Source organism: Mycobacterium sp. AMU20-3851 (genome assembly GCF_043974665.1).
Classification (GTDB): domain Bacteria; phylum Actinomycetota; class Actinomycetes; order Mycobacteriales; family Mycobacteriaceae; genus Mycobacterium.
This window is the reverse complement of record NZ_CP146371.1, coordinates 5,080,311-5,092,200: the sequence shown is the minus strand read 5'-3', so window position 1 is coordinate 5,092,200 and position 11,890 is coordinate 5,080,311. Positions and strand designations below refer to the sequence as shown.

The 11,890-nt window shown below is 67.1% G+C and carries 10 protein-coding genes; 7 read left to right on the top strand and 3 right to left on the bottom strand.

Translation table 11 applies throughout. The features are described from left to right. The first annotated feature begins 116 nt into the window (after nt 1-116). Entirely contained in the window at nt 117-1,268 is a 1,152-nt protein-coding gene (locus tag V4U86_RS24345) for a hypothetical protein (protein ID WP_395308419.1), read from the top strand. 15 nt (nt 1,269-1,283) lie between these two features. Here V4U86_RS24345 and V4U86_RS24340 read toward each other — a convergent pair whose 3' ends face one another. Beyond that, nucleotides 1,284-1,526: an acyl carrier protein gene (locus tag V4U86_RS24340; protein ID WP_395308418.1), complete on the bottom strand. Its 243-nt coding sequence runs from the start codon at nt 1,524-1,526 to the stop codon at nt 1,284-1,286. Nucleotides 1,527-1,571: 45 nt separating this feature from the next. On the opposite strand from V4U86_RS24340, the gene V4U86_RS24335 reads away from it, so the two are divergent. Together V4U86_RS24335 and V4U86_RS24330 are read left to right on the top strand one after the other, a co-directional pair. Next, entirely contained in the window at nt 1,572-2,516 is a 945-nt protein-coding gene (locus V4U86_RS24335; protein WP_395308417.1) for an amino acid--[acyl-carrier-protein] ligase, read from the top strand. A 315-nt stretch (nt 2,517-2,831) separates the two neighbouring features. Beyond that, nucleotides 2,832-5,594: a beta-propeller fold lactonase family protein gene (locus V4U86_RS24330; RefSeq protein ID WP_395308416.1), complete on the top strand. Its 2,763-nt coding sequence runs from the start codon at nt 2,832-2,834 to the stop codon at nt 5,592-5,594. A gap of 6 nt (nt 5,595-5,600) precedes the next feature. Here V4U86_RS24330 and V4U86_RS24325 read toward each other — a convergent pair whose 3' ends face one another. Beyond that, on the bottom strand, nt 5,601-7,163 hold the full coding sequence (locus tag V4U86_RS24325; RefSeq protein WP_395308415.1) for a sugar transferase: 1,563 nt from the start codon (nt 7,161-7,163) through the stop codon (nt 5,601-5,603). Nucleotides 7,164-7,383: 220 nt separating this feature from the next. Then, nucleotides 7,384-8,193 (bottom strand): hypothetical protein, encoded by an 810-nt coding sequence (locus tag V4U86_RS24320; RefSeq protein ID WP_395308414.1) that lies wholly within the window; start codon nt 8,191-8,193, stop codon nt 7,384-7,386. Between the two features lie 13 nt (nt 8,194-8,206). Here V4U86_RS24320 and V4U86_RS24315 point away from each other — a divergent pair, with 13 nt between their 5' ends. The 4 genes from V4U86_RS24315 to V4U86_RS24300 are packed head-to-tail and all read left to right on the top strand — an operon-like array spanning nt 8,207 to nt 11,875. Beyond that, nucleotides 8,207-9,187, top strand: coding sequence for a hypothetical protein (locus tag V4U86_RS24315; protein ID WP_395308413.1), 981 nt, complete (start codon nt 8,207-8,209; stop codon nt 9,185-9,187). Continuing rightward, nucleotides 9,184-10,227, top strand: coding sequence for a hypothetical protein (locus V4U86_RS24310; RefSeq protein ID WP_395308412.1), 1,044 nt, complete (start codon nt 9,184-9,186; stop codon nt 10,225-10,227). Before V4U86_RS24315 ends, V4U86_RS24310 begins: the two co-directional genes overlap by 4 nt. Continuing rightward, nucleotides 10,227-11,072 carry a sugar phosphate isomerase/epimerase family protein gene (locus V4U86_RS24305; protein WP_395308411.1) on the top strand — a complete coding sequence of 282 codons (846 nt, stop codon included), beginning with the start codon at nt 10,227-10,229 and terminating at the stop codon, nt 11,070-11,072. Before V4U86_RS24310 ends, V4U86_RS24305 begins: the two co-directional genes overlap by 1 nt. Then, the gene (locus V4U86_RS24300; protein ID WP_395308410.1) at nt 11,069-11,875 is read left to right on the top strand and encodes a thioesterase family protein; all 807 of its coding nucleotides are present in this window, start codon (nt 11,069-11,071) and stop codon (nt 11,873-11,875) included. The genes V4U86_RS24305 and V4U86_RS24300 overlap by 4 nt, the downstream gene beginning before the upstream one ends. The last annotated feature ends 15 nt before the right edge of the window (nt 11,876-11,890 follow it).

Genomic DNA, 11,890 nt, shown 5'->3' with positions numbered 1-11,890 from the left:
TGCAATCAAGCGAAAAGGCTGATGTGCAAGATGAGTCTGAAGTTTGCTACAGTCCTGGGGAAGTGCGGGGAGACCAGGAAACCGAAGGGTCCGGTGAGTTGACGGTGACTAGTCATGTGACGATCGAGCGGGAACTGAGGCGGCATTTCAACGCGCCTCCCACGCTCGACATCGGCAACCACCTACGCGAGTTGGGGCGGGTGTTCCTCCCGGCCCTGATCGGCGCGATCGTCGTGGCGTTCGGCACGTACGCCGCCGTCTCGTCCGGGCCCGCCCAGTATCAGGTCGGCGTCACCGCCAAGATCGACTCGGGCAACGTCACCAACATGACCGACGTGACGGTGAACATGTTGGCGCCGCCGTATCTCGCGCTCAGCGAATCGAAGGCGGTGCTCGACGACATCGTCAGGCGGTCCGCGACACCGATGAGCTCCGAGGAGTTGGCGCGCAATCTCAGTGTCGCGGTGGAGACCTCACCGGCCCTGGTCCAGCTCAGTGTCACAGCGCAATCGCCCGAGGACGCGGCCACGCTGGCCGAGAACGCGGTCAAGGCGCTCGACGAAGCGGGCATCAACGTGTGGAACGACAAGGTCAAGAAGGATCTGATCGACCTGCAGTCCAGCGCCGCGGCCACCGCCGAGCAGATGGCGACGCTGCCCGATCCGTCGCCCGCCCGCGACGTGCTGCTCGCCGACTACCAAGCGCAGTTGCAGCGCGCCAATCAACTGCAGGCCGCCGTCCCGACCCGGCTCGGCTTGCTGTCCTCGCCGGGCAACGCGGTGAAGGTGGCGCCCAAGCCGGTTCAGCAGGCGCTGGTCGCCGGAGTGGTCGCGCTACTCGTGCTGCTCGAGGTGCTGGCCTTGCTCAACGGCCGGGTCGGGCGAAAGACCAATGCCGCGTGGGTTCGTCGGATCGCGGCGAAGCGGGGCTACGCCGTCTCGCCCGCATCCGGCGGCGGCTGGCCCCCGTCGACGCGGATCCTGATGAACAAGGTGGCCGGGTGGCCCGCCGAACCATTGGTGCTGTACCCGGATACCTCAAGTGCGGCCATCAGATTCGTGGACGACGCCGCCGGCCCGGACGTGGTCGTGCACACCGCCGCATCGGACTGGTGGGCCGACGGCGCCACCGCCGACCGGCCGCTCGCCGTGGTGGTGGTGGATCTCAAAGACGGTAGCCGTGCGTCCCTGGTGTCGGCATTCGATGCGCTGGACGGCTACGGGATACCCGTGCAACTCGTGACGATCACGCCGGCCAGGCGCGGATAGCCGGGCAGCGCGTTCTCATGTCTGTGGTGTCAGTTCCGACAGGACGCGTTCGATGCTGCTGATCGATGCGAAAGTGGCCTTCTTCATGGCGTCGTCGGGAAATTCGACGCCGAACTCGTCCTCAAGGGCGAGCATGACGTTGACCGATGCATGCGACGTGAGTCCCTGTTCGTACAGGTCCGCGGCGCTGTCGATGTCCAAGGGATCAGCGGCCATTCGGCCGTGTGCCGCAAGGACCTGGCGGATTCGCTCCTGCATGGTGACCATTCTAGGCTGGCCGAGCCCGGTGGGGGACCGTTGACCATGTCGAACGACGCGCCGCACACCGATCTGTCCGTTGCGCGGCTGGCATTCCGCGATGAACTCATCGCGACCGACCTGCTCGTCCCGATGGGGATAGACGGTCTCTACGGCCGCAGCGGGACCTTCGAAGAGATCGTCGAGGATGTCGATGCGCTGGTGCGGCGCACCGGCTATCGGGTGCACGGCGAGGAACCGAAGGTGCGCCGGTTCCCGCCCGTCTATCCGCGGGAAGCCTTCGAACGAACCGATTACATCGCCTCGTTCCCGAACCTGACGGGGGCGGTGTCCACGTTCACCGGCGGGGACAGGCAGCATCGGGCGCTGCTGGCCGACCGTGATGCCGGCCTGCCCTGGGACGGTCACCTCGCGGCCGCGGGCACCATGCTGGTGTCGGCGGCCTGTCATCCGGCGTATGCCACGCTGCCCGGCGTGCTGCCGGAAAATGGTGTCCTGCTCGACATCTACGGATACTGCTTCCGGCACGAACCGGCGGTCGACCCGGCTCGGATGCAGGCGTTCCGGATGCACGAGTATGTGTTCGTCGGAGACGCGCAGCGCGCACAGCAGCATCGGGACGCATGGGTGGGCCACGGCCTGTCGGTACTGGAACAACTCGGGCTCAGTGCGCACGCGATGCCCGCCAACGACCCGTTCTTCGGGCGGGTCGGGAAGATGCTGGCGACCAACCAACGTGCGGACGACCTGAAGACCGAACTCGTGGTCCGCCTGTACGGCGACCTCGACGACGGCACTGCGCTGGTATCCGCCAATTGTCATCGCGACCACTTCGGGGAGACGTTCGGGTTGCGTACCGTAGGCGGGGCCGTGGCGCACAGCGCGTGCGTCGGCTTCGGGATGGAGCGCATCGCTCTGGCGCTGTTGCGCACGCACGGCACCGATCCGTCCTGCTGGCCGGCCGACGTCCGGGCCGCACTGCGCCGCTGAACCGAAGGTCACAGTTTCATCACGGCGCCACGATCGGGCCGGAACGCGAACGGCAAACACCTCTTCACGGAGCAACCCTGGCGAACAACGGTGGTGGCCGGGTGAGTGGCAAACTCCGCACCCAGAGGCATATCTAGCAAATGCACCCTCGGGTAGGCCCGGCGCAACCTTCGCGTCGGATTCCCTGTTCAGCGCCACGATGCCCGGCGTAAGTCGCCGAAAAGATCGATGAACCACCCGCCGATCCGACATGATCGCAAACCCCGGCACGGTGCACTCCGCGTCGATGTCGTCGCACCTTGGGAAAGGGTGGCAATGGTTGACGCGAGTCGTATCGGCCGAGTAGGCGGCCTGGCAGTGGCGCTGGGGATCGGGTCCGCGATGGTCGGTGCACCCGGAATGGCATGGGCCGACCCGGAGACCGGAACGGCCGGGGCGTCCTCAGAGTCCCGGTCGGCCCGGCCGGTCGAGCGGACGATGAAACCGTTCGCCGGCAGGAAGGCCGCCGCCGGATGCGATACCTGTCGGATGTCGGCGCGCCAGGGACGACCCGCCGCACCGTCGCGACCCGCAGTCAGGGAAGTCCGAGACACCGCCGAACCGGATGACGACGTCGACACCCTGCAGCCGAGCGTCCGGAACGCCACCGAGAAGAGCGATCCGGCAACGGAAGCCACGACCGGTGCCGCGGAGTCGGTGAACCTCGAGCCGACACCGCCCTCGTCGCAACCGATTCGGGCGTCCTCTGCGCGCCCCACCATCCTGACCACTCTGACTAAGGCGGTATCGAACCTGTTCCGCTCGAACACCCGGGCCGGCACCGGCGGGCAGTTGCCCGCGGACTCCCCGGCCGACTGGGCGCTGCTGGCCTGGGCTCGCCGTACCGCAGACACCGACACCCAGTCGGCGGAATTGACCAGTGTCGTCTCCGAAACCACTGGCACCGTGGGCAAGAAGGCTCTGGGCGTGGCGGTCTCGGACACCAAGATCTACGTCGCCAATTCGGGCAGCAACACCGTGTCGGTGGTCGACCGAGCCAGCGGCGCGGTGCACACCATCCCGGTGGTCGGTACCCCGCGCGCGGTGGTGATCAGCCCAGACGGGAGCCGCGCGTATGTTTCCGGCTATCAGGGCGTCTCGGTCATCGACACCGGTACGGACACTGTGCTTACCAGGGTGGTGACCAACGGGGGCTATTCCTACGGCATCGCCATCTCCGGCGACGGTCGGCGGCTGTACGTCGGCAACGCGGGCAACAACACCGTCTCCGTCATCGACACGACGCCGACACTGCCCACGGTGATCGCGACCGTCAAGGTCGGCTCCGCGCCGCGCACCCTGGCCGTCTCCGCCGACGGCACCGGTGTCTACGTCGCCAACTGGAACGCCGGGACCGTCTCGGTGATCAGCACAGCCAGCAACACCAATGTCGGCACGATCAAGGTGGGCGCCAACCCGTTCGGTGTCGCAGCCGGTGCCGACGGCATGGTGTACGTCGCCAACTACGGCAGCAACAATGTCTCGGTCATCGATCCGGCAACGTCGGCGGTGGCCGCCACCATCGCGGTCGGGGCGCGGCCGCAGAGCGTCGCGGTGAGCGCCGACGGCGCCGTGCTGTACGTGGCGGAAGGGCGCGACACCGTCAAGCTGATCGCCACCGCCACCCGGGCGGTGATCACCACCCTCGCAATCGACAAAGCCCCCGAGACCGACTGGCACCAGCTCGCATTGAGTCCCGATGGCCACCAGCTCGTCGTCACCGACATGGCCGACAAGGTGGTCCGGGTACTGACCCTGGGGCGACCCAACGGGGCGCCGGTGGCCGGAACACCGACGGTCGGGTTGCCGGACCCGGATACCGGTGTGGTCACCGGCTCACTGAACGTCACCGACCCCGACGGAGACCCACTGAGCTACACGGTCACCACCGCACCGCGCAGCGGAACCGTCGTCGTGGATGGCTCCGGGACATACACTTTCACGCCCGGGCCGGTGGCCGGTTCGATGACGTTCACGGTCGCGGTCAGCGACGGCCGGGCCGCCACCTCCACCACCGTCACCGTGGCGGCCACACCGCCGGTCGACAGCACCACCGCGCTGCAGGCGCTGTTCGACAATCTCAAACCCGGCGACACCCTCACCCTGGAGACCCGGACCTACCGGTACTCCGGAGTGCTGTACATCCGGGTGCCGGGGGTGACCATCGACGGCAACGGTGCCACCCTGGCCGCGACCGACGATCTCACCGCACAGTTGCAGATCCTGGCCGACGGCGTCACCGTGCACGACCTGACGATGTCCTCCCCACTGATCGAGTCCCGCTCGCCGATCTCCACCGTCTACATAGCCGCCGACCATGTCACGATCCGTGACCTCACCATCGACGGGTCCGCCGGTGCGGGTGTGTACCTCACCGGCGCAGGCTATTTCGAGATGGACAATGTCCGGGTCATCCGATCCCTGGCCGACGGTATCCACATGACCAACGGCTCCCACGACGGTGTGGTGAACAACGCCTACACCGAATGGACCGGCGACGACGGCATCGCGGTGGTCTCCTACCGCAGTGACGGAGTCATCTCGAAGAACATCGTGATCAACAATCCCGTCGTCAACGGCACCACCTGGGGACGCGGTGTCACCGTGGTGGGCGGGGAGAACATCACCTACAACAATGTGACGATCGCCAACACTGATGCCGCTGGTGTGTACATCGCCACCGAACCGAGCTACGACACCTATTCGGTGACCGACGTACGGGTCGTCGGCGGCACACTGATCAACTGCAACACCAACCCTGAAGTGGTACACGGCGGGGTGCTGCTGTGGGCGGGCAATCCGAACACATCCATCTCCGCGGTGACGATCGCGGGCCTGACCGTCACCGACACCCCGGGTACCGCCACCTGGATCCTCGGCCTGATCGCGGAGAATGGTGCGACCCTGCGCGACATCTCCTTCGACACGCTCACCCTGGAGCAGGACGGCCCGCTGATGCCGAGCTACACCAACGTGTCATCGGGGGGCTACTCGTTGAATCACGTACTGCTGAACGGGATTGCGCTGCAGACGTTGTGACGGAGCTCAGTAGGCGCCGCTGCCGCGCAGCACGGTGGTCACCGTCTTGGCGATGATCACCATGTCCTGCATCAGCGACCAGTTCTCGACGTAGGACAGATCCAGCCGGACGGCGTCCTCGACTTCCAGGTCCGAGCGCCCGCTGACCTGCCACAGGCCGGTCAGGCCGGGTTTGACGGTGAGCCGGCGGCCCACCAGGTCGTCATAGGAGTCCACCTCGCGGCGCACCTGCGGGCGCGGACCGACCACGCTCATATCGCCGCGCAGCACATCGAAGAACTGCGGCAGTTCGTCGATGCTGTACTTGCGCAGGAACTTCCCGACCCGGGTCACCCGCGGATCGTTCTTGAGTTTGAAGTACAGGCTGCTTCCGTTGTTCTTGGCGATCAGGTCGGCGACCATCGCATCCGCGCCGGTGATCATGCTGCGGAACTTGGTCATCTGGAACTCGGTGCCGTCGATACCGATGCGCTCGGACCGGTAGAAGATGGGTCCCGGGCCGGACCTCTTCACGGCGACGGCGGCGGCGATCAGCACGGGGGAGACCAGCAGTAGCGCGGTCGTCGAGAAGAGGATGTCGAAGGTGCGCTTGAGCAACGAATTGGCGCGGCTGTACTGAGGTTTGGTGACCTCCAGCATGGCCATTCCGGCCACCGGGCTGCTGACCAGACGCTGGTTGGCGACATCGATGAGACCGGGAGCGATCATCAGATCGACGCCGACCTCGTCGAGTTCCCACATCAACCGGCGGATCTCGACGGGCCGCAGATGGTCGGTGGCGGCCAGGGCGACGGTCTCGGCACCGGTACGTGCGACGGCGTCGAGGATGGCCTGATCCATCCCGACGATCGGCACGGTTGCGCCGTTGATCGACATCGACCCGTTGGCCGGCGTCGGGCCGGCGGGGGTGCAGACACCCGCGATGCGGTAACCCGCCCAGGGATCCTTGCCGAATTCGGTGGCGATGTCGCGGGCCGCGGCTTCGGTCCCGACGATCAGCAGTGGCGCCTGGTCCAGCCCCTGTCGGCGCCGGCGGGCAGACGCCCGTCGCCACAGCCACCGGTTGATCATCAGGCCCGTCAGGCCCAGCGCCAGCACGATCCCCAGGAAGCGGGCCGGGATGTCGATGGACAGCAGTAACGACAGGGCCGCGAACAACCCGAAGACCTGCAGGGTGGCCATGCCGAGCACCACGTAGTCGTCGGCGCCGCGGCCCGTGTTCCGCGGGGACCAGCTGCCCACCGCCAGGAAGGCGGCCCAGACCAGCACCAGGCTCAGCGACAGCCAGGCGCAGCTGACATCGCCGAGGCCGGTGGCCCCGAGGCTGAACCGGGCGGGTGTCCCCCCGAACATCAGAATGTGCCCAAAGATCGTGGCACAGCAAATAGTGATCAGATCGCTGGTGATCATCACCCTGACCGCCTTCCGGCGGCGCTGCTCCTTCGGGGAGCGGCTTCGGCGGCCGGTCACCCGGGATCCGCGGCCCGCGGTCGTGGCCTGTTCGTCATCGGTGCCGGTGAGCTGCTGGAATACCGGATTCCGGGGCTTGCTCAGGTCGATCGATGTCATCGCGTATTGCCCGTCGTCATGTGCAGAATCCCTGGTGAATGCCCTGCAATATGAAGGGACTTTAGCGAGGCTCGGCTATCCACACAACCGCTCCGGATGTGACACCGACCACCCAAAAGTTATTAACTGATATGACAATAGCAAAGCTAACATCGGTATCTAATGCGAACGAAAAGAAATCCCGGAGCCGGGCGGCTCCGGGATCTAGATGGCTCGGTGGCTACTCCGCGGCGCGAGTGGCGGGATGCACGGCGACCAGTCCGAGTTGCCCGCGCCGCTTGCACATGGCGGCCAGCTCCGCGTACGCCTTGTCGCCGAGCAACTCGGTGAGCTCGGGTCGGTAGGACTGCCAGACCGGGCGCTCGCCGACGTGCGCGGCCGGGTCCCCGGTGCAGTACCAGTGCAGGTCGGATCCGCCTTCGCCCCAGCCGCGACGGTCGTATTCGGTGATCACCGTCTTGAGGATCTCGGAACCGTCCGGCCGGGTCACCCAGTCCTGAGTGCGCCGGATCGGCAGTTGCCAGCAGACCTCCGGCTTCATGGTCAGCGGCTCGACACCCAGCTTGAGTGCCTTCGAGTGCAGTGCGCAGCCGATGCCGCCGGCGAAACCGGGCCGGTTCAGGAAGATGCACGCGCCCTTGTACTTGCGGGTCCGGAGGTTGGGCTTGCCGTCGTACTCGTCCTGTTCCAGGTAGCCCTTCTTGCCCAGACCCTTTTCCCGGTACTGCCAGTCCTCGGCGGTCAGCTTCTTGACCGCGTCGTCGAGCATCGCGCGGTCGTCGTCATCGGAAAGGAACGCGCCGTGCGAGCAACATCCGTCGTCCGGCCGCCCGGCCACGGTGCCCTGGCATGCGGGGGTGCCGAAAACGCACGTCCACCTGGACAGCAGCCACGTCATATCGGCCTTGATCAGATGGTTGGGATTCTCCGGGTCGTAGAACTCGACCCATTCCCGGGCGAAGTCCAGTTCCACTTCGCCACCGATGCCTCCGACGGGTGATGTCCTCACAGTTGTCAACGGTAAACCCACTAACCTTGGTCGCGTGCGATTGGGCGTGCTGGATGTGGGCAGCAATACGGTGCATTTGTTGGTGGTCGACGCCCGTCGCGGTGGCCATCCCACCCCGATGAGTTCCACCAAGGCTGCGCTGCGTCTCGCGGAGGCGATCGACAGCTCCGGCAAGCTCACCCGGCGGGGTGCGGACAAGCTGGTCGAGACCGTCGACGAGTTCGCCAAGATCGCGACCAGTTCCGGTTGCTCGGAACTGATGGCGTTCGCCACCTCGGCGGTGCGCGATGCCACCAATTCCGAGGCGGTACTGGCCCGGGTGCAGGCCGAGGCCGGGGTCGGGCTGCAAGTTCTCAGCGGTGTCGACGAATCCCGGCTGACCTTTCTCGCGGTCCGCCGCTGGTACGGCTGGAGCGCCGGGCGGATCATCAACATCGACATCGGTGGTGGATCACTGGAACTGTCCAGCGGTGTCGACGAGGAGCCCGAGGTGGCGATGTCGCTGCCGCTCGGCGCCGGGCGGATGACCAGGGAATGGTTGAGCGAGGACCCGCCGGGGCGGCGTCGGGTCGCCATGCTGCGCGACTGGCTGACCACCGAGCTGTCCGAGGCCGGTGCGGTGATGCAGAGCGCGGGCACCCCGGATCTGGCGGTGGCCACCTCGAAGACCTTCCGTTCGCTGGCCAGGCTCACCGGGGCCGCGCCCTCGGGGGCCGGGCCCCGGGTGAAACGCGAGCTCACCGCCACCGGTTTACGGCAGTTGATCGCGTTCATCTCTAGGATGACTACGGCCGATAGAGCAGAACTGGAAGGGGTGAGTGCCGAACGGGCGCCACAGATCGTGGCGGGCGCATTGGTAGCTGAGGCGAGTATGCGGGCTTTGGGTCTCGAAACGGTTCAGATCTGTCCTTGGGCGTTGCGGGAAGGTCTGATCCTGCGGAAACTCGACAGTGAAGCCGACGGGACCGCCCTGGTCGAGACCACCCCAGCCACTCCCAAGGGCAACACAAGATGACAGAACCCAGCGATAACACCGCTACCCGTCCGATATCCGTCGCAGAACTGCTCGCCAAGAACGGCAACATCGGGGCCCCGGCTCCCGGTGGGCGGCGCAGGCGTCGCCGTGGCAACGCGGACGCCGTCACTGTCGCCGAACTGACCGGCGAGATCCCGGTCATTCGGCTCGACGAGGCCGAAGAGCCGGCCGTGGCCGAGCCGCCGACGGTCGAGGAGACCGCGGTCGACGCTCCGGATCCCGCGGCGGAAGTCGCCGTCGACGGGCCGGCCGAACAAGAACTCGAGGCCGCAGAAGGCGACGAGGCCGAGCCCGACGTGCAGGAAGCCGAAGCCGAGGCCGCGGCTGCGGAAACCGTCGAGGCCGACATCGTCGAGAGCCACACCGTCGAGACCAGTGCCGTCGAGACCAGCGCCGTCGAGCCCGACACCGACGAGGTCGCGCCGGTGGAGGCCCCGCGTCGGCACGCGCACCTGCTGAAGAAGCAGCACGCGCCGCACAGCCCGTCCGGGGGCGCCGAGGAGATGACCTTCGACCCGCTGCTCGACGACGAACTGGACGCCGCCGAGGACGGCGATGAGGCCGTCCAGGACAAGGACGCCACCGCCAAGAGCCGGCTGTCGTTCCTGAAGTCGCCCGCCGACACACTGTTCGGCGGGGATTCGGTCGCCGACGACGCCGCCCGCCGCGATCTCGTCGACACCCAGGACGACACCCAGAAGGTGGCGATCGACTTCGGCGAACCGCTGGATGAGGCCTCCGATCACGAGTCCGAGCAGTCGCCGTTCATGCACGGGTTCTGGATCGTCGTGCAGAGCGTCCTGGCCGTCGCGCTGGGCGCGGGCCTGTTCATCGCCTTCGACCAACTGTGGAAGTGGAACAACATCGTGGCCCTGGCGCTGTCGGTGCTGGTGATCCTCGGCCTGGTGGTGGGCGTGCGGGTGGTTCGTAAGACCGAAGACATCGCCAGCACGCTGATCGCGGTGGCGGTGGGCGCGATGGTGACGCTCGGACCGCTGGCGCTGCTGCAGTCCACCTAGTGCGCCCCGCGATCAAGGTCGGCCTGTCCACCGCCTCGGTGTACCCACTGCGCATCGAGGCGGCCTTCGAGCACGCCGCGCGGCTCGGTTACGACGGTGTCGAGTTGATGGTCTGGGCCGAACCCGCCAGCCAGCAGGTCGCCGCGGTCGAGGAACTGTCCCGTCGCTACGGCATCCCGGTGCTCTCGGTGCATGCGCCGTGTCTGCTCATCTCCCAACGGGTTTGGGGTGCGGACCCGATCGCCAAGTTGGAACGCAGCGTCCGCACCGCCGAGCAACTCGGCGCCCAGACGGTGGTGGTTCATCCGCCGTTCCGCTGGCAGCGCCGCTACGCCGAGGGATTCAGCGATCTGGTCGCCGAGTTGGAGGCCGGCAGCGATGTGCTGGTCGCGGTGGAGAACATGTTCCCGTTCCGGGCCGACCGGTTCTGGGGTACCGGGCAGCCCTCGATCGAGCGGATGCGCAAACGCGGTGGCAAGCCGGGTCCGGCGATCTCGGCGTTCGCGCCGTCCTACGACCCGCTCGACGGCGGGCATGCGCACTTCACCCTCGACCTGTCACACAGCGCAACGGCCGGTACCGACGCACTGGAGCTGGCGCAGCGGATGGGCGACGGCCTGGTGCACCTGCATCTGTGCGACGGCAGTGGCGCGTCCACCGACGAGCACCTGGTGCCCGGACGTGGCAGCCAGCCCGCCGCCGAGATCTGCCGACGGTTGGCGGCAAGCGATTTCACCGGCCACGTCATCCTGGAGGTCACCACCTCGGGTGCGCGCAACGCCGCCGAGCGGGAGGTCCTGTTGACCGAGTCCCTGCAGTTCGCCCGGGAGCACCTGCTGCGATGAGTGTGTTGTTCAGCGATGCGATGCGGCTGGAGTCCGCAGGCGACGGGGTGTATCACGGCGTGCTCGACGAGCACTGGACGATCGGGCCCAAGGTGCACGGCGGGGCGATGCTGGCGCTGTGCGCGAACGCGGCCCGTACGGAGTTGGATACACCGGGCGTGGAGCCCATTGTCGTGTCCGGGAACTTTCTGTGGGCGCCGGATCCCGGTGCACTGCAGGTGGTGTCGACCGTTCGTAAGCGAGGCCGACGGATCAGCCTGGTCGACGTCGAACTGATGCAGGGCGACCGGGTCGCGGTGCGGGCGGCGATCACGCTCGGCGTGCCAGAGCACGAGGTGCCGCCGTTGCTGTCGACGAACCCGGTCGTGCCGTTGATGACGCCGGAGCCCCCGCCCGGGCTGGAACCGATCGGCCCCGGGCATCCGATGGCCGACATCGTGCACTTGGCGCATGGCTGCGACATCCGGCCGTCGCTGACCACCATGGAACCGCGCTCCGACGGTGGGCCGCCGGTCATCGAGTACTGGGTGCGACCGCGCGGCGGCGCTCCCGACGTCCTGTTCGCCCTGCTGTGCGGCGATGTGTCGGCTCCGGTGACCTTCGGGGTGAGCAGGTTCGGCTGGGCGCCCACGGTGCAGCTGACGGCCTTCCTGCGGGCGCGGCCGGCCGACGGCTGGCTGCGGGTGCTGTGCACCACCACCCAGATCGGACAGGAGTGGTTCGACGAGGACCACGTGGTGGTGGACTCCGCGGGCCGCATCGTGGTGCAGACCCGCCAACTGGCACTGGTGCCATCGACGTAGATCTCGGCCACCGTG

Excerpts from the sequence above, each read along its gene's own strand:
- V4U86_RS24340 (WP_395308418.1), bottom strand. The coding sequence starts at position 1,526 with ATGCAGGAGCGAATCCGCCAGGTCCTTGCGGCACACGGCCGAATGGCC.
- V4U86_RS24335 (WP_395308417.1), top strand. The coding sequence starts at position 1,572 with ATGTCGAACGACGCGCCGCACACCGATCTGTCCGTTGCGCGGCTGGCA.
- V4U86_RS24330 (WP_395308416.1), top strand. The coding sequence starts at position 2,832 with ATGGTTGACGCGAGTCGTATCGGCCGAGTAGGCGGCCTGGCAGTGGCG.
- V4U86_RS24325 (WP_395308415.1), bottom strand. The coding sequence starts at position 7,163 with ATGACATCGATCGACCTGAGCAAGCCCCGGAATCCGGTATTCCAGCAG.
- V4U86_RS24310 (WP_395308412.1), top strand. The coding sequence starts at position 9,184 with ATGACAGAACCCAGCGATAACACCGCTACCCGTCCGATATCCGTCGCA.
- V4U86_RS24300 (WP_395308410.1), top strand. The coding sequence starts at position 11,069 with ATGAGTGTGTTGTTCAGCGATGCGATGCGGCTGGAGTCCGCAGGCGAC.